This is a genomic window from Okibacterium sp. AC114, from assembly GCF_979253355.1.
The window spans coordinates 2,936,823-2,954,706 of sequence record NZ_CEEDBR010000001.1; the positions used below are offsets into that span (position 1 = coordinate 2,936,823).

General features: G+C 69.5%; 13 protein-coding genes and 1 pseudogene. 9 read left to right on the forward strand and 5 right to left on the reverse strand.

Annotated features, from left to right (window positions below; genetic code table 11):
- Positions 1 to 41: 41 nt before the first annotated feature.
- A complete protein-coding gene (locus ACZ6IE_RS13615; RefSeq protein ID WP_464608404.1) occupies positions 42 to 3,056 on the forward strand; it encodes a DUF2207 domain-containing protein in 3,015 nt (1,004 codons plus the stop codon).
- 46 nt (positions 3,057 to 3,102) lie between these two features.
- Positions 3,103 to 3,615, forward strand: coding sequence for a DUF805 domain-containing protein (locus ACZ6IE_RS13620; protein ID WP_464608405.1), 513 nt, complete (start codon positions 3,103 to 3,105; stop codon positions 3,613 to 3,615).
- Positions 3,616 to 3,697: 82 nt separating this feature from the next.
- Here ACZ6IE_RS13620 and ACZ6IE_RS13625 read toward each other — a convergent pair whose 3' ends face one another.
- Both ACZ6IE_RS13625 and ACZ6IE_RS13630 read right to left on the reverse strand, forming a co-directional pair.
- The gene (locus ACZ6IE_RS13625; RefSeq protein ID WP_464608406.1) at positions 3,698 to 4,510 is read right to left on the reverse strand and encodes an ABC transporter permease; all 813 of its coding nucleotides are present in this window, start codon (positions 4,508 to 4,510) and stop codon (positions 3,698 to 3,700) included.
- Positions 4,507 to 5,514: an ABC transporter ATP-binding protein gene (locus ACZ6IE_RS13630; RefSeq protein ID WP_464608407.1), complete on the reverse strand. Its 1,008-nt coding sequence runs from the start codon at positions 5,512 to 5,514 to the stop codon at positions 4,507 to 4,509. Before ACZ6IE_RS13630 ends, ACZ6IE_RS13625 begins: the two co-directional genes overlap by 4 nt.
- 278 nt (positions 5,515 to 5,792) lie before the next feature.
- On the opposite strand from ACZ6IE_RS13630, the pseudogene ACZ6IE_RS13635 reads away from it, so the two are divergent.
- Positions 5,793 to 5,960 (forward strand): annotated as a pseudogene (locus tag ACZ6IE_RS13635) (DivIVA domain-containing protein); the annotation flags it as partial.
- 18 nt (positions 5,961 to 5,978) lie between these two features.
- Positions 5,979 to 6,575 carry a GrpB family protein gene (locus tag ACZ6IE_RS13640; RefSeq protein WP_464608408.1) on the forward strand — a complete coding sequence of 199 codons (597 nt, stop codon included), beginning with the start codon at positions 5,979 to 5,981 and terminating at the stop codon, positions 6,573 to 6,575.
- Positions 6,576 to 6,603: 28 nt separating this feature from the next.
- Here ACZ6IE_RS13640 and ACZ6IE_RS13645 read toward each other — a convergent pair whose 3' ends face one another.
- Positions 6,604 to 8,184, reverse strand: coding sequence for a SulP family inorganic anion transporter (locus tag ACZ6IE_RS13645; protein WP_464608409.1), 1,581 nt, complete (start codon positions 8,182 to 8,184; stop codon positions 6,604 to 6,606).
- Between the two features lie 222 nt (positions 8,185 to 8,406).
- Between ACZ6IE_RS13645 and ACZ6IE_RS13650 the strand changes: the two genes are divergently transcribed.
- The 4 genes from ACZ6IE_RS13650 to ACZ6IE_RS13665 are packed head-to-tail and all read left to right on the forward strand — an operon-like array spanning position 8,407 to position 13,403.
- On the forward strand, positions 8,407 to 9,306 hold the full coding sequence (locus ACZ6IE_RS13650) for an SDR family oxidoreductase (RefSeq protein WP_464608410.1): 900 nt from the start codon (positions 8,407 to 8,409) through the stop codon (positions 9,304 to 9,306).
- Positions 9,303 to 10,799: an alpha/beta hydrolase gene (locus ACZ6IE_RS13655; protein WP_464608411.1), complete on the forward strand. Its 1,497-nt coding sequence runs from the start codon at positions 9,303 to 9,305 to the stop codon at positions 10,797 to 10,799. The genes ACZ6IE_RS13650 and ACZ6IE_RS13655 overlap by 4 nt, the downstream gene beginning before the upstream one ends.
- Positions 10,796 to 12,337, forward strand: coding sequence for a GMC family oxidoreductase (locus ACZ6IE_RS13660; protein WP_464608412.1), 1,542 nt, complete (start codon positions 10,796 to 10,798; stop codon positions 12,335 to 12,337). The genes ACZ6IE_RS13655 and ACZ6IE_RS13660 overlap by 4 nt, the downstream gene beginning before the upstream one ends.
- A 43-nt stretch (positions 12,338 to 12,380) precedes the next feature.
- The gene (locus ACZ6IE_RS13665; RefSeq protein WP_464608413.1) at positions 12,381 to 13,403 is read left to right on the forward strand and encodes a LacI family DNA-binding transcriptional regulator; all 1,023 of its coding nucleotides are present in this window, start codon (positions 12,381 to 12,383) and stop codon (positions 13,401 to 13,403) included.
- 141 nt (positions 13,404 to 13,544) lie between these two features.
- Here ACZ6IE_RS13665 and ACZ6IE_RS13670 read toward each other — a convergent pair whose 3' ends face one another.
- Both ACZ6IE_RS13670 and ACZ6IE_RS13675 read right to left on the reverse strand, forming a co-directional pair.
- Positions 13,545 to 15,704 carry an ATP-dependent Clp protease ATP-binding subunit gene (locus tag ACZ6IE_RS13670; protein ID WP_464608414.1) on the reverse strand — a complete coding sequence of 720 codons (2,160 nt, stop codon included), beginning with the start codon at positions 15,702 to 15,704 and terminating at the stop codon, positions 13,545 to 13,547.
- 168 nt (positions 15,705 to 15,872) lie between these two features.
- A complete protein-coding gene (locus ACZ6IE_RS13675; protein WP_464608415.1) occupies positions 15,873 to 17,165 on the reverse strand; it encodes a glycosyltransferase in 1,293 nt (430 codons plus the stop codon).
- Positions 17,166 to 17,233: 68 nt separating this feature from the next.
- Between ACZ6IE_RS13675 and ACZ6IE_RS13680 the strand changes: the two genes are divergently transcribed.
- Complete coding sequence (locus ACZ6IE_RS13680) at positions 17,234 to 17,881, forward strand: NADPH-dependent F420 reductase (RefSeq protein ID WP_077054719.1); 648 nt, start codon at positions 17,234 to 17,236, stop codon at positions 17,879 to 17,881.
- Positions 17,882 to 17,884 lie beyond the last annotated feature (3 nt).

The following is a 17,884-nucleotide window of genomic DNA, read 5'->3' on the forward strand; positions in this document are numbered from 1 at the left end:
AGCTGCCCGACCTGCTCCCAGCGCTGTGCCAGACTCGAAGGGTGACGACCGAGGAACCGGCACAGCCGCCCGCAGACGCGGCGGGGGCTGACGCTTCAGACGAACGCATCCCCGACCCGGCCCCGAAACACAGCCCGTTGTGGGTCGTGTTGTCGCGGTGGCTGCTGGCGCTCGAGGCCTGGTTGCGGTCGAAGGGCGGCCCCTGGCTGCGCTACAGCCTGCGCGGGTTCTGGGCGCTCGTGGCGTTCGCCGGCATCGTGCTGCTCGTGGGGCCGGTCATCAACAAACCCCTCACCCTCGACGACATCACCGAGTCGGCCTCAAACGTGACCGACACGTGGATCGCGCGGCAGTTCACCGCCGACTACCGCGTCACGCGCACCGACGACGGCCGCATGGACGTGCAGGTCGAAGAGCGCATCACCGCACAATTTCCGGATGCCTCGGGCGACGAGGGTGGCGGTGCGGGCGGCGAGCGCGGCATCCAGCGCACTCTCGCGAGTCAGTACCAGGGCCATGCCCTCACACCGGATGCCATCGCAGCCACGATGGATGGCAAGACACTCGACGTGGGCCGATCGGACACGCCCACCCAGGTGCAGCTCACGCTCGAGGGCGACGACACCCTGCAGGGCACCCACGAATTCGTGCTGCGCTATAGCCTGCACGACCTGGCCTTTTCGTCGACGGACGCCGACACGGGCCGCCCGGTCGATCTGCTCAAATGGGATGTCTTCGGCCCGTCCTGGCCGCAAGGGCTCTCGGGGCTCGACGTCTCGGTCACGATCCCGCGCGACGTGGACGAGCAGCTCATCCGGCAGCCGCGCAGCAGCCTGACGTGGCTCATGGCGGCGGGCGGCGTGTGGCTCGACCCGGAGCCGCAGTCGGCGACGGGTTCACCCGACGACGTCACCTACCGCTTCATCTCGGACGAGAACGTGCCGCCGCACGCGCACGCCGGTTTCGTGATGTCGTTCGAGCCCGGCGCCTTTGCGATGCCCCCGCAGACGCCGCTCTACTGGGTGCAGGTCTATGGCCCGATCGCGCCGCTCGTCTTCCTCGCCCTGACCTTCTTGCTCGCCTTCGCCGCGCGCGCCGTGGCGTGGAGTGACGCGCGCGGTCGGCCGTGGTTCGTGGCGCAGTACGAACCGCCGCCCGGCATCAGCCCACATCTGGCGGCCCAGGTGTTGCGTCGTCCCCGTGCGGCGCAGCTCGCGGCAGCACTCAGCGCCGCCCAACGGCGCGGGCTCGATTCGGATGAGCGCACCTCACGTTTTGCCGCCGCCGCCCGCGTCGCCCGGGGCACCGGCACCATCGGCGACCTCCCTCTTGCGCTGTTGCGATCGGCCGTCGCCACGGAACGCCGCACCCAGCTGACGATGGGCCTGCGCCGCACCCCCCGCGGGTTCGTGCGCGACCTCTTCATCGCGGCCCCGCTCGCGCTCACGGTGGTGCAGTGGGGTCTGCTGCGGCAGCTCTCCTATCAAGCGACGCTCTCGGTGGTGTGGTGGCCCGTGGCCTTCGTCGTTCTGTCCTCTGTGCTCGCGGTGTTCGTGCTGGTCATCGCCCTGTCGGCGCGGCCCCTCACCCGGCGCGGCGCCCTGGTCAAGCAGCACCTGCGCGGCGTGGGCGTGTACTCCGAGCGCACGCAGCTCACCGCCCGCGGGCCCATCGGCGACCGGCTCCTGCCCTACGCCGTGCTGTTCGGCCCGCCGCGCCAGGCGGGCAAGCGCGTCAGTGCGCTCATCGAGGGCAGCATCGGCGAGACGGCCCGCTCGCGCGAATCCCGGGGCGACTTCTCGTCGGCATCATCCCTCTCGGCGGGCGCCCGCACGGCCATTCGTGGCCTCTCGCTGCTCCTCGTGGCCGGTTCGATCGTTGCCGTCGCCGTGCTGCCGAACCCCTACCCCGGCCCCGTCGAGTATCGGTCCTACAGCGGCGACGTGCCCGGCACGCTCTACACGAAGGTGCAGTCCCTCGAGGCGGTCGCCGAACTCACGCGCACGGATGACGGGGGTGCCCGACTCGCGGTGACCGAGGAGGTCTCGGTGTCGTTCGGCGACGAAGGCGCCCGCGTGCCCCAATTCGCCCAGCAATGGCGCAGCAGCCTCGACGGCTATGACCTGGGCCTCGAGGTGTCGAGCGTGAAGGTCGATGGCGAGCCCGCGAAGTTCTCCGTGACCCCGGATGCCGACACCCTCCTGCTCGCCACCGAGCTCTCCCAGGTGCTGACAGGAACTCACGACATCCGCATCGAATACGCCCTCACGTCACCGATCGTGGCTGCCGAAGATTCCTCAGGCATAGCGGTCGATCGGATGGCGTGGGGCGCGCTCTTGACCGGATGGGCGAACGACGCGAACTGGGGCGGCGACCCCGCTCCCTCTCCGCTGCGGCTCGAGCTGCGCGTGCCCGACGAACTCGCCGCCGAGCAGACCTCCGGTGGCTGGAACACCTCGGGCATCGCGTCATCCGACACCTCCGGCGCCCCCGGCGACGCGGTCATCCCCTTCGGCGAGTTCGAGGCGACGCCCGGCACGAAGGTTCCCTCTGTCGAGGAATCCTCGGAGGCGGAGGGCATCCAAACGCACGCACTCGACCTGTGGCGAAATGGCGAGTCGGGCTATCCCTCCGAGCTCACGGATGACGATGCGGGAGCAACCCTCGACTTCCCAGCCGGCACGTTCGACCGCCCGAACACGGAACAGACGCGCACACCCGAGCAGCAGACGGCAGCCGCGGTAACGCTCGCCGTGTTCGTGCTCGGCGGCCTCGGCTCCGTGCTCGGTCTCGCCGCCGCGATCGCCGGCGCCCTGAGCAACCCGCGTGTGTTCCGCCGCGGCGTCCCCCGCGACCTCGCCCGGTGGCTGCTGCCCTCCGTCGTCCTGTCGGGCGCCATCCTCTTCGGCTGGCTCAGCGCCCAGATGCCCGGCGAAGAACCCTCATTCCTGCCGCTCGCGCTCGTCACGCTCGCCTCCGTCGTGCTCGGCGTGACGGGACTCGTCCTCACCCGGCGGGCACTTCTCCCCATCGCTCCCGTCGGCGACCCGACCTAGTCTCGAGACACGACCCGCCCGACTCGAACGACCAGAAGGACTCGCCGTGACCTACCCCGCATACCCCGCCACCACCGCCGGCGCCCCCGCACCCGGGCCTGCGCCCATTCCGCCGGGACGCCCCGGTGACGCGCCCCGACCCGGCGCATCTCCGGGTGTTGCGATCGGGCGCTTCTTCGCCCGCTATGCCACCTTCGCGGGACGATCGAGCCGCAGCGAGTACTGGTGGATCGCGCTGCTCAACGTGGTCGTCCTGATCGGTGGCCCCATCCTCGCCGTCGTGCTGCAGCGGCTCACCGCCGGCATCGACCAGTACGGCGAGGTCAGCGAGAAGATCACGTTCCCGGCCGGCCTCACGGGCTTCATCGTCGTTCTCTACCTGCTGGGCACGCTCATCCCGAACCTCGCTCTGAACGTGCGCCGACTGCACGACCTCAACCTGTCCGGATGGTTCGTGCTGCTGGGCCTCGTGCCCACGATCGGCGGCCTCGCGCTCCTCGTTTTCGCCGCCTTCCCCGGCAGCCCCTACGCCGCGCGCTACGACCGCCCCGCCCGCTGACGGGCGCGCTGGATCAGGCCGCGCAACCTGCCGGCGAGCCCCCGCGCTCCCCCGCCTCCGGGCCTCCGCCGGCCCACGGGCCTCACCGCTCGCGAATGTCCCAGCGGAACAGTCGAGCCGCGAGCAGAGTCGCGACGACCGTGGCCGCGGCCATGAGCCCCCACAGCACGTAGATGCTCGCGAAGGGCGTGTACCCCGACAGGTCGGCGCCGGCCGCTTGGATGAACCAGGCCGTGGGGATGGCGTTCAGCACGGGCACCAGCCAGTCGGGAAAGAGCGACGGCGGGAACACGGTGCCCGACGTCAGCAGCACAATAATGGGGATGAGCCCCGTGAACTGGTTCGCCACCTCGGCATTGCGCAACCGCGACGCCAGCAGGTAGCCGAACGAGAACAGCATGACGAGGCCGAGCAGCAGCGTGACGCTGAGCCGCAGCGTCTGCATCGGGTCGAGGTAGCCGCGCGCGATGGCGATCGCCAGGATGACGACGGCCTCGGCGGCTCCGAGCGCGAAACGGGCGGGGGTTTGCGCCAGCAGGAACGTGAGCCGTTTGAGCGGTGTGGTGCCGAGCAGGCGCAGGGTTCCGCGTTCGCGCAGGGCGACGAGGGGCACGGTCGTTCCCGTGATGGCGATGGCGAGATAGCCGACGACGATGCAGGTGGCCAGGTTGAGGCGCAGATAGTCGCCGCCCGGGACATCCGGACTGTCGGCCAGCACCGCGTCGAGCCACACGATCAGCAGCAGGAAGAACCCGAACATGAACATCATGGATGCCACGATCTTGCCGTTGCGCAGCAGCTCGAGGGCGCTCGCGCGGCTCACCTCGACAAAGGGCGATCGGCGCGCGGGTTGGGCGGCACGCGGGCGGGCGGTGGGCGGCGTGACGGCGCTCATTCGGCGCTCCCCTCGGCATGGGTCGACGCGGTGTGGATCGGCGCGGGGCCGGCCGATCCGTTCTCGGCGAGCTCGACGAACAGGTCCTGCAACGAGCTGCGGTGCACAGCGAACTCGCGCGCCTGCAGCCCCGGAGTGAAGGTGATGGCGCGCAACAGGCCGTCCGGGTCATCCGTTTTCACGACGACACGGATGCCGCCAGCCACGTTCTCGGACGACACCGCGTTGGCCCCCTCCATCCGCTCGACCGGGCCCAGGTCGGTGCCCGCCGCCACCACGAAGCGCACCGTGCTCTCGCCCGCGCTCTGACGCACGAGGTCGGCCGGCGAACCCGACGCGACGATCTCGCCGCGCACCAGGATGGCCACCCGGTCGCACAGGGCCGTGGCCTCCTCCATGTCGTGCGTGGTCAGCAGAACCGTGACGCCGCGGTCACGCAGAGCCCGGATGGTCGACCACAGGTGCAGGCGCGCGCTCGGGTCGAGGCCCGCGGCCGGTTCGTCGAGGATGACGAGCTCGGGGTCGCCGACGAGGGCGACGGCCAGCAGAAGTCGACGCGTCTGCCCGCCCGAGAGATGCTTGGCGCGGATGCTCTGATCGGCCGTCAGACCAACCTCGGCGAGGAGGGGTTCGAGGGCGGCGGGGCGCTCGTGAAAGGACGCGAACAGGCGCAGCGTCTCGGCCACGGTGAGGTGGTCGAAGAGGCTGGCTGCCTGCGGTTGAACGGCAACCCGGGCGGTGAAGGCGGCCCGGTCGGCGACGGGGTCGAGGCCCAGCACGCGCACCGAGCCCGATGTGGCGGCGCTGAGGCCGGCGAGGCAGTCGATGGTCGTGGTCTTGCCGGCACCGTTGGGCCCCAGGATGCCGAACACCTCGCCGCGCGCGATCGAGAGGTCCACGCCGCGCACCACCTCGGTGTCGCCGAAATTCTTGGTCAGCGCACGCACCTCGATGGCGGTTTCGTGCCGCGGATCGTGGCCCGCTCGGTCGTCGTTGATCCCCATGCTTCGACGCTAGTGACGCGTCGCGCGCGTCGCCTCCACCGGCAGGTGGAGCGGCCTCCGCCGAGGGGCATCGAACCGGTGTGGCCCGGCGCCCGCGCCCGCACCGCGCCCGCCTCGGTGATGGCGCTCGTTCCGCTCATCCCGCTCATTCCGCTCATCGCGTGGCAGGATCGAGGAAGACCAGAGGGGGATGCATGCGTTCAGAGGATGTCGCGGCCAAGAAGTTCGGCACGACGCGGTGGCGCGAGGGCTACGAGCCCACTGAAGTCGACGAGTTGATGGACCGCGTGCGCGAGACGCTCGCCGGCTATGAACGGCGCCGCTCGGTGGACCCCATCAGCGGGGAGGAGGTCGTCGTTTCGCGTTTCAGTCCGACGAAGTTCCGTACCGGCTACGACCAGAATCAGGTCGACGATTACCTTGACGAGATCGTTGCGGCGCTGCGCGAGCACGAGGCACGCTGAATGACGGGCGAATCAGGCACTCGCCCGAGCTCGGGCCCTCGTCGGGCGGATGTCTCCGACCTCGAGCTCGTGGGCGGCCCCGAGGCCCTGCGCGTGGGCCTGCACGACTACGACGAGCGCTGGCCCGAGATCTTCGAGCAGCACCGCCGGCGCATCGCGGATGCCCTCACCCCCGCATCCGTCGACATCGCCCACATCGGCTCGACCTCCGTGCCCGGCCTGGCGGCGAAACCCATCGTCGACATCGTCGTAGCCGTCGCCGACATCACGGCCGAGGAGGACTACCTCGACGCCCTGCTGGCGGCCGGTTACGCGCTGCGCGTGCGGGAACCCGGGCATCGGATGGTGCGCACCCCGGAACGCGATGTGCATGTGCACATCTACGAACGCGGCAACGCGGCCATCGACGAATACCTGCTGTTGCGCAATCATCTGCGCTCCGACACCGCCGACCGCGCGCTCTACGAGAGCACGAAGCGCGCCCTCATGTCGCAGCAGTGGGACGACATGAACGCCTACGCCGACGCCAAGACCGACGTCATCCTCGAGATCAAGGCGCGGGCGCGAGCCCGCTCGGCCGCGAAATCCGTCGACTAGGCCACATCGAGGCGAACGGCGCCAGGGGTTAGTGACCGCCGCCGAGGTTGCCCGCCAGGCGCGTGCGCAGCGAGGTACTCGCCTCGTTGAGGCCCGTGATGGTCGCCGTCTTGCCGTGGCGCTCGTATTTGCTGATGATGGCGTCGAGTGCGGCGACGGTCGAGGCATCCCAGATGTGCGATCCCGACATGTCGATGATCACGCGGTCGGGGTCGTCGGCGTACTCGAACTGGGTCGTGAGGTCGTTGCTCGAGGCGAAGAAGAGCTCACCCTCGACGCGATAATACGCCGTGGCGGACGAGGCGCCCGAGCGAGCGTCGGCTTCGGCGCCGAACGTGTGGCTGCCCGCATCCGAATCGACCTCGCGGATGTCGCGCGTCACGGTTGCGAAGTGGGCCACCCGCCGCGCGAACAACACCATGGCCGCCAGCACGCCCACGATGACGCCGATAGCCAGGTTGTGCGTGATGACGACGACGGCCACCGTCACGACCATGACGAGCGTCTCGCTCTTGGGCAGGGCCTTCAGCGTAGACGGCTTGATGCTGTGCCAGTCGAACGTGCCCACCGACACCATGATCATGACGGCCACGAGCGCGGCCATCGGGATGACGGCCACGATGTCGCCGAACACCACGACGAGGATGAGCAAGAACACGCCCGCGAGGAACGTCGAGATGCGCGTGCGGGCGCCCGACGCCTTCACGTTGATCATGGTCTGGCCGATCATGGCGCAGCCGCCCATGCCTCCGAAGACGCCCGACAGCATGTTCGACACGCCCTGACCCCAGGCCTCGCGGGTCTTGCGGGAGTGCGTGTCGGTCACGTCATCCACGAGCTTGGCGGTCATGAGCGATTCGAGCAGACCGACGAGGGCCATGGCGAGCGCGTAGGGCGCGATGATCGCGAACGTCTCGCCCGTGAGCGGCACGTTGGGGATGAAGAGCGACGGCAGGCTGCGCGGCAACTCGCCCTGGTCGCCGACCGTCGGAACGTTGAGCGCGGTGACGACCGTGGCCACCGTGAGCAGCACGATCGCGACGAGCGGGGCTGGCACCACCTTGGTCAGGCGCGGCAGGAACACCAGGATGACGAGGCCGATCGCCACGAGCGGGTAGACGAGCCACGGCACGCCGATCAGGTGCGGAACCTGCGCCGTGAAGATGAGGATGGCTAGCGCGTTGACGAAGCCGACCATGACGCTGCGCGGAATGAACCTCATGAGCTTGGCCACGCCGAGCACCGCGAGCAGCACCTGGAAGATGCCGGCCAGGATGACCGTGGCGATGAAGTAGTCCATGCCGTAATCGCGGGCGACGGGCGCGATGACGAGCGCGACGGCACCCGTGGCCGCCGTGATCATGGCGGGGCGTCCGCCGAGGAACGCGATAGACACCGCCATGACGAACGAGGAGAAGAGTCCGACGCGCGGGTCGACGCCCGCGATGATCGAGAACGAGATCGCCTCGGGGATGAGGGCCAGCGCGACGACGAGGCCGGCGAGCACCTCGCGCGTCAGGATGCGGGGCGTCTTCAGGGCTGTGAGCACGGACGGCTCTGGCCGATAACGGTTGGCGTCTGACGGGGACTTTTTCTGGGTGATAGCCATTGCGGCTCCTTCATGCTGGGGCACCTCGCGAGGGGCCGTGATTAACGTGTCGGGGCGCCCCATTGCGCAGCCCACCGGGGCCGGTATCGGCCGGAGCGGTGGGGGAAGAAGAGGGTCGTCGAAGATGTGGTGACGACATCCCCACTCTACGCGGGTGCTAATACTCGTCGGGGCGAAGCGCAAGGCCCGGCACAGCCGGGCGACGAAACCTAGTGTGAAGGTATGACTTCTGGCGATCAGTACACCTTCGGAAACCCCGTCGAACGCTACGGCCGCGTCGAGCCGCCGGTGCAGCACCAGCCCGAGCCCGGCGTGCAGGCGCAGATGACGCCCGTGCCCGATCTGGGCGAGAAGACCTACCGCGGCAGCGGCCGACTCGCGGGTCGCAAAGCGCTCATCACGGGCGGCGACTCGGGCATCGGCGGCGCGGTTGCGATCGCCTTCGCGCGCGAGGGGGCGGATGTCGTGATCGTGCACCTGCCCGCCGAACAGGAAGACGCCGACCACATCCTCGCCCTGATCGAGGAGGCCGGCCAGACCGGTCACGCGATCGCCGCCGACATCAGCGATCCCGCCCGCTGCCGGGCCATCATCAACGAGACCGTGAGCGTGCTCGGCGGCCTCGACATCCTCGTCAACAATGCCGGCAAGCAGGTGGCCGTCGACCGGCTCGAAGACCTGAGCGACGAGCAGTTCGAGCAGACGTTCCGCACCAACGTGTTCGCCAACTTCTGGCTCACCAAGGCGGCGCTCCCCCACCTGCCCGCCGGCGCCAGCATCGTCAACACGGCGTCGCTCGAGGCCTACAAGCCCGCCCCCGACCGCCTCGACTACGCGGCCACGAAGGCCGCCATCAACAACTTCTCGAAGGGCCTGTCGCAGCAGCTCGCGCCGCGCGGCATCCGCGTGAACGTCGTGGCCCCCGGGCCCGTCTGGACCGCGTTGCAGGTGTCGGGCGGTGTTTCGGACGAGCAGATGAAGGCGTTCGACGACGAGAGCACCTACCAGCGTTCCGGCCAGCCGGCCGAGCTCGCGCCCGCCTATGTGTTCCTGGCCTCGGCCGAGTCGAGCTACGTCTCGGGCGAGACGCTGAACGTCAACGGCGGCATGGTCACGCCGTGACCGCGGGCGCGAACGACCTCGATCACGACTGCACCGTCTTCTTCCTGCCCGGCCTCGGTTTCAGCGCGGCCGCCGCTGCGCCTCTGGCCGCCGCACTCGGCGACCGTTTCCGCGTCGTCGGAATCGACCTTCCCGGGCAGGGCTCTGCTCCCGACGCCGACGACGGTTCGGTATCCGCTCAGGTCGACGCCGCGGTGGCGACCATCGAGGCCGAGATCGACGGGGGCCCCTGGATGCTCGTCGCCCACAGCATGGGCGGCAAGATCGCGGCCCTCGTGGCGGCCCGGGCCCTCGACGGCAGCGCCGAGGTCTTCGGCCTCGCCGGCGCCGTGCTGCTCGCACCGTCGCCGCCGACGCCCGAACCGATGGACGACGACAAGCGCGCCGAGATGCTCGCGTGGGCGGCCGACGGCCCCCTCGACGAGGCCGCTGCCCGCGAGTTCGTCGGGCAGAATGTGGCGACGGCTCTGTCGGGCGTCGACGAGAGCCGGGCCATCGAACAGGTGCGCCAGACATCCGCGCTGTCCTGGCGCCGCTGGCTCGACGAGGGCAGCCGCGAAGACGTCTCGGCCGAGGTCGGCACGCTCGACCTGCCCGTGACCGTGCTGGGCGGCGAGGATGACGACGACCTGGGTTCGCTCGCGCAGTCCCGTCTCGTCGCACACGTCTACCCGCGGGCACGGTTCGTGTCGCTAGCCCACACCGGGCATCTGCTGCCTTACGAACGACCCGCCGAGGTGGCGGCCGAAGTGGTGCGCCTCTGGGAGGGTGTGGCCGCGGCATCCCCGACGGTTCCTCGCGATTGGGGTCTCGTGATCGCGTCGGGCCGCACGGGCCGCGAAGCCCGCGGACTGCTCGCGCGCCGCATGCTCGCCGACGACCCCGACTACCGGCCGCGCGCCCTCACGCCGCGGCAGCTCGACACGTTGCGCTCGCTCGCCGACCGGTTGTTGCCGCAAAACGGGGCGGGTCATATCGACCTCGCAGCGCGCATCGACCGCGACCTGGCCGACGGCCGCACCGACGGGTGGCGCCCCGCGAAACTGCCCGACGACCCGACCGCCTACCGCTTGGGTCTCAGCGCCCTGGCCGATGTGTGGCCGCACGCCGCAGCCGAGCAGGATGACCTCATCCGCGGCATCATCGACGGCGACGGCATCAGCGGCGGGCCGTGGGAGGGCGACATCGTGCGCCGCTGGTTCGAAGACGTGCGCAACGATCTGACGCGGCTCTGGCTCGCGCATCCGGCCTCGCTCGCGCGTGTGGGTTATGACGGTTTCGCGACAAGTGGCGATCACGCCGAACCCGCCGGCTATGTCGCCCTCGCGGCCGGCCGACGCGACCCGTGGGAACCCGCCGACCTGGGCGATCTCGGCGAGGTCGGCAAGGTCGGCAACACTGAGAACGCCGACACCGACGCCGACGTGGCGCCATCCCGCTCGGCCAGCACCTCTGATTCATCCGAAACCCCCGATACGGAGAACGCCGCATGAACCTCACCGACATGCGCACCTATGCCGAGGACGACGTCGTCGACGTGGTCGTGGTCGGAACCGGAGCGGGCGGCGCACCCCTGCTGGCCCGCCTGGCCGAACGCGGGCTGCGCGTCGTGGCGCTGGAGGCCGGACCCAACTTCGACCCCAACGCCTACACCAACGACGAGGTCGAGGCGCCCCGCATCAACTGGATGTCGGAGCGTCTGAGCGGCGGCGACACCCCGACGGCGTTCGGCCCCAACAACAGCGGTTTCGGCGTGGGTGGCAGCACCCTGCACTGGGGCGCTTTCACGCCGCGCCCCGACCCGCGCGATCTGGCGCTGCACACCGAGACGGGTGAGGGCAAGGACTGGCCCGTCGATCCCGCCGAACTGACCGGTTATCTCGCCGAGGTCGAGCGGGTCATCGGCGTCTCCGGCCCCACGCCCTACCCGTGGGATGCCGAGCGCGAATACCTCGAGCCGCCCGTCGACCGCAACGCCTCCGCCGATCTCGTCGCCATCGGCTGCGAGCGACTCGGAATCCGCGCCACCGATGCACCCGCCGCCATCCTGAGCCGCGAGCGCGACCAGCCGCACTTCGGGGCCCGGGCCGCGAGCAACAACCTGGGGTCGATTCACCAGGGCGAGCGCTACGGCACCAAGGCGACGACGGCCATCACCTACCTGCCGGCCGCCGTCGCGAACGGCGCCGAGATCCGGCCCGACGCCATGGTGCACGGCATCGAACTCGACGCACTCGGCCGCGTGTCGGCCGTCGTCTACCGCCAGGATGGTCGCGAACACCGTCAGCGCTGCGCCACCCTCGTGCTCGCGGGCGGCGGCATCGAGACGCCGCGGCTGCTGCTGAACACGGGCCTCGCCAACTCGAGCGGACAGGTGGGGCGCAACTTCCTGGCCCACGGCGCGGTGCAGGTGTGGGGCCGTTTCGAGGAGCAGGTTCGCGGTTATCGCGGCTACCCGTCCGCCCTGATCAGCGAGGACTTCGTACGCCCGTCCGACGCGGACTTCGCGGGCGGCTACCTCATCCAGAGCCTCGGCGCCATGCCACTCACCTATGCCACCTCGCTCGTGCGCGGCGGCGGCCTGTGGGGCGACGAGCTGGTCGATGCATTGCATGCCTCCCGTTACTCGGCGGGTATCGGCATCAACGCCGAGTGCCTGCCCTCCGAGGACAACCGCCTCATTTTGTCGGACGAGCGGGATGACTGGGGTGTTCCCCGCGCCATCGTGTCGTTCACGCCGGGTGACAACGAGAAGGCCATCGACGAGCACGCCACGGCGACGATGACCCGCATCCTCGAGGCGGCCGGGGCCCTCGACACGCGAGTTCTCGCCCGCACCGCGCACACGCTCGGAACGTGCCGCATGAGTGCCGACCCCGCCGAGGGCGTCATCGACGGCGACGGTCGCAGCCACGACATCCCGAACCTCTGGATCTCGGACAACTCGACGTTCCCGAGCGCCCTCAGCGCCAACCCGGGCCTCGTTCAGATGGCCCTGTCGCTGCGCACGGCCGATCGGATGCTGCGCTGACCGTGTCGGCCAGGCGGCTCGACCCCCGCGCTAGGGTGGAGCCGTGAGCACCCCGCCGATTCGCCGCAAACGCGCGACGATTCACGATGTCGCGATCGAGGCGGGGGTGTCTCGCGGCACAGTCAGCCGCGTCGTCAACGGTGAACGATATGTCTCGGCCGAGGCGCGCGAGGCCATCGAGTCGGCGATCGCCAAGGTCGGCTATGTGCCCAACACGGCGGCCCGCAACCTGGTCATGCAGCGCACGCAGGCCGTCGGTTTCGTGGTTCACGAACCGCATAGCCTGTTCGTCGACGACCCCAACATCGGCAACATCCTGCTGGGTGCAAACGAAGCCCTGAGCGAGGCCGACCATCAGCTCGTGTGCCTGGTCGTCGATTCGGAGCGCGACACCGACCGCATCACGCGCTACCTCTCGGGCGGTTTCGTCGACGGCGTCATCATGGTGTCGGCGCGCGAGAACGACCCGATCACGCGCGTCATCGAGCGCTTGGGCCTGCCCGCCACATTCGTCGGCCACCCGCCCGATCTGCGCGCCCTCCCCTTCGTCGGCATCGACAACCGCAAGGCCGCGGCGGATGTCACGGCCGAACTCGTGGGCCGAGGCCGTCGTCGCATCGGCATGATCGCCGCGGCGCTCGACCGCGACTCGGGCTCCGACCGCCTCGCCGGTTTTCGGGATGCCCTGGGCGACCGTTTCGACGACTCCCTCGTGGTCGACGTCCCCCTCTACTCTTACGACGACGGTTTCGAGGGCATGAGCGTGTTGCTCGGCCGCGACCCGTCGATCGACGGCGTGTTCGCCGCATCGGATGCCGTGGCCGCGGGTGCCCTCGAGGCGCTGCGGGTGTCGGGGCGCCGCGTTCCCGACGATGTGTCGCTCGTCGGTTTCGATGATTCGGCGTGGGCGCTGCGCTGCCATCCCCCTCTGACGACCGTGCACCAGCCGGCCGCCGCGGTGGGCCAGCGTGCCGCCGAGGTGCTGCTCGCCCAGCTGCGCGGCGAGGACGTCTCGCTCGACGGCTCGCTCGTGCCCACCTCGGTCGTCCGCCGCGGCACGGTCTGACTTCCGCCGCGAGACGGTGTGGCTCGGGCAGGGCACGCCTCGGCAGAGTCCACGCCCTGCGGTGCGTGCCGGAAAGAGTCGTCGACACGGTAAGCAGAACGGCGGCGTCTCCCGTGGGGGATGACGCCGCCGTTCCTCCGACTAGCCGACCGTTTCGGGCGCGACCGCCGAGACGGTGAGGGCGTCGGCGACCGGGTCGAGGTCGACGCGCACGGTGTCGCCGTCGCGGATCTGGCCGGCGAGGATGCCCGTGGCGAGCCGGTCGTCGATCTCGTTCTGCATGAGGCGTCGCAGCGGCCGGGCCCCGTAGATGGGGTCGTAGCCGCGCTCGGCCAGCCAGCTACGCGCGTCGGGGGTGACGGCGAGCTCGAGCCGGCGTTCGCCGAGGCGGCGCTGCAAACGCTCGATGTAGAGCTCGACGATCTGGCCGAGGTCTTCTTCGCTGAGCGTCTGGAACACGACGATGTCGTCGAGTCGGTTGACGAATTCGGGTTTGAAGGCCTGGCGCACCATCTGCTGCACGGCCTCCTCTTTCGCGGCCGGGTCGAGCGTCGGGTCGACGAGGAACTGCGAGCCGAGGTTCGACGTCAGGATCAGGATGGTGTTGCGGAAGTCGACCGTGCGACCCTGACCGTCGGTGAGCCGACCGTCGTCGAGCACCTGCAGCAGGATGTCGAACACCTCGGGGTGTGCCTTCTCGACCTCGTCGAGCAGCACCACCGAGTAGGGGCGGCGACGCACGGCCTCGGTGAGCTGGCCGCCCGCCTCGTAGCCGATGTATCCCGGAGGGGCACCGACGAGCCGCGACACGGAGTGCTTCTCGCCGTATTCGGACATGTCGATGCGCACGAGCGCTTTCTCGTCGTCGAAGAGGAACTCGGCGAGCGCCTTCGCCAGTTCGGTCTTGCCCACACCGGTGGGCCCGAGGAACAGGAACGACCCGGTGGGCCGATCGGGGTCGGAGATGCCGGCGCGCGTGCGGCGCACGGCGTCGGACACCGACCGCACGGCACGCTTCTGCCCGATCAATCGCTTGGCGAGCTCTTGTTCGAGGTGCAGCAACTTCTCGGTCTCGCCCTGCAGCAGGCGGCCGACGGGGATGCCCGTCCACGCGGCGATGACGGCCGCGATGTCTTCGCTGGTGACCTGGTCGTTGACCATGCGCGGCTCGGTGTTCTCGACCAGCTCGGCTTCGGCCAGCTCGCGCTGGATGACGGGGATCTCGCCGTAGAGCAGGCGCGACGCCTGCTCGAGGTTGCCCTCGCGTTGAGCCCGGTCGGCCTTGATGCGCGCGGCATCGAGCTTCTCTTTCAGCTCACCTACGCGGTTGAGCTGCGACCGCTCGCGATCCCACCGCGCCTCGAGTTCGAGCAGCTCGGCTTCGCGCGTGCGTAGGTCGTCGCGCAGCGTTTCGAGGCGCTGCTTCGATGCCTCGTCTTTCTCCTTCTTGAGCGCGAGTTCTTCGAGCTTCAGCCGGTCGACGCTGCGGCGCAGCTCGTCGATCTCGACGGGCGCCGAGTCGATCTCCATGCGCAGCCGGCTCGCGGCCTCGTCGATGAGGTCGATGGCCTTGTCGGGCAGCTGGCGGGCCGGGATGTAGCGATTGGACAGCGAGGCCGCCGAGATGAGCGCCGAGTCGGCGATCGTCACCTTGTGGTGCGCCTCGTAGCGCTCCTTGAGACCGCGCAGGATGGCGACGGTGTCGATGACCGAAGGCTCACCCACGAAGACCTGCTGGAAGCGTCGCTCCATGGCGGCGTCTTTCTCGATGTATTCGCGGTATTCGTCGAGCGTGGTGGCGCCGATGAGCCGCAGCTCACCGCGGGCCAGCATCGGCTTCAGCATGTTGGCGGCGGCGACCGAGCCCTCGCCCGCGCCGGCGCCCATGAGCGTGTGCAGCTCGTCGATGAACGTGATGATCTGGCCGTCGGCGTCGTTGATCTCTTTCAGCACGGCCTTGAGGCGCTCTTCGAACTCGCCGCGGTATTTCGCGCCGGCCACGAGCGCGGCCAGGTCGAGCGAGACGATCTGCTTGCCCTTGAGTGAGTCGGCCACGTCGCCCGCGACGATGCGCTGCGCGAGGCCCTCGACCACGGCCGTCTTGCCCACGCCGGGCTCACCGATGAGCACGGGGTTGTTCTTGGTGCGCCGCGTGAGCACCTGGCTGACGCGCCGGATCTCGGCGTCTCGCCCGATGACGGGGTCGAGCTTGCCGGATGCCGCGACGTCGGTGAGATTGACGCCATATTGCTCGAGCGCGCTCTTCTGGTCTTCCTGCGGCGGCATCTGCCCAGCTTGCATGTGGTTGATCTCCTCCCAGAGATAAGTTGAGTCGTTGTGACTCAATTTTACCTCGCGACGACCGAGAATGGTAGCGCCGCGAAGAAAACCTGAGTCCGAGAGGCTCAAGTTATCTCGACGGGAGGTTGCCGCGGGGGCGGGAGAGCGGTTTGTGGAGAGATCGCGGGATCAGCGACTGTGGAGAACGGATTCGTAGAGGCGCAGCATCCGGCCCGTCTGGTAGCTCTGGCGGAACTCGATGGCCTCGGCCGGCACGATCGTGGGCCACGAACCCGAGCGGATGTCGGCTGCCGCAGCCACCAGCGCATCGGCGAGCGCGCGCACCGAACCATCCCGCGGCTGCCGGAACACGCCCGGGGGCAGTTCGCCCGCGATGTTGGGGTCGCTCACGATCGAGGGCGTTCCCACGGCGGCGGCCTCGAAGACCGTCATGCCCTGCGTCTCGAAACCGATCGACGTCTGCACGAGCGCGTCGGCCGCTCGGATGCCCGCGAGCGAATCGGCGTAGGGCACCTTGCCCATGAACTGCACGGTCGAGCGCAGACCCGCCGCCTCGGCCCGCTCGACGAACGCACGCGCCTTGGCGAGCAGCAGCCCGCCGCCGTAGAGGCGGTACTCGGCATCCGCATCGGCCAGCCGCACGGCCTCGAGGAACTCCATCAAACGCTTCTCGGCACTCATGCGCCCGGTCCACAAGAACACCGGGCGGCGCTCCCGCGGGGAGACGAGCGCCCCGACGACCGCAGCCGCGCCGGCGAGCTCGGACTCGGGCTCAGCCTCGGGCTCGGGCTCGGATCCGGCCGACCCCGCCGCTTCGCCTTCAACACGCCGCGCCAACACCTGCTCCACGACCTCGTCGTCGACGCCGTTCCAGATGACCTCGACGTGCGGGGCCACACCCTTCTGCTCGAGCAACCGCGCGAAGTGGCCGGACGGCGCGGTCACGGCATCCGCCCGCAACGCCAACTCGTTGAGATAGCTCCACGCCGACGGCGCCAGGGTCGACCGCTTGCGCAACACCCGGTGCTGCCACCACAGCAGCCCCCGAATCGCGAGGCGCGGGAACGGCACCACCTGTTCGATGCCGAACTCCATGTGGTTGTGCATGGTGTGCACCACCGGCAGCCCGTGCCGCTCGGCGAAGCGATAGCCGATCAACGCGCCCCAGAAGTCGCCCTGCACATGCACCAGATCGACGGGCGCGTGGGCCGGGATGCGCGCGTCGATGAATCGGTCGGTGCCGCGCCCGGGCAGCGTAAGCGAGTATTCGCGATCGACCGTCACGGGCACCGACGGCAGGTCGAGATAACCCGCATCGCCCGGATGCTGGCGATGCATGCGCGGCGCCACGACCGTGACGGTGTGCCCCGCCCACTCGAGAAAACGCTTCTGCAACCGGATGGAGACCTGCACGCCCCCGAGTGAATCGGCGTGTTGATCGGTGACGATCAGAATGTGCATCGAGAACCTCCGGAAGACCTCGCCAGCCTAGCGGGAACACCCTGCGCGACATCCGTGTTGCACCCCACATGACTACTCTCGGACTTATCGGCGCAGGCAACATCGGTTCCCAGCTCGCCCGCCTCGCTGCGGCCAACGGCTACGACATCGTGATCAGCAACTCGCGCACCCCCGACACGCTCAGCGACCTCATCCACGAATTGGGCGACAACGCCCGCGCGGCCACCCCGATCGAGGCCGCAGAGGCCGCCGACATCGCCGTGGTCACCATCCCTCTGAAGGCCATCGACCAGGTGCCCGTCGAGCAGCTCGAGGGCAAGATCGTGATCGACACCAACAACTACTACCCGCAGCGCGACGGCAACATCGCCGAGCTCGACGACGAGTCGACGACCGTCTCCGAGATGCTGCAGAAGCTCCTGCCCGGCAGCTACGTCGTCAAGGCGTTCAACAACATCGCGGCCGCCGACCTCACCGCCGACGCCCGTCCGGCCGACGCCGACGACCGCCGCGCGCTGCCCATCGCGGGCGACGACGAGGACTCCAAGGCGAGCGTCGTGACCTTCATCGAGAAGCTCGGCTTCGACGTCGTCGACGCGGGCCCGCTGGCCGAGGGATGGCGCTTCCAGCGCGACACCCCCTCCTACGGTGTGCCCATGACGGCCGAAGAGGTCCACCCGAAGCTCGCCGAGGCCAAGCGCTACCGCGACATGTAATCG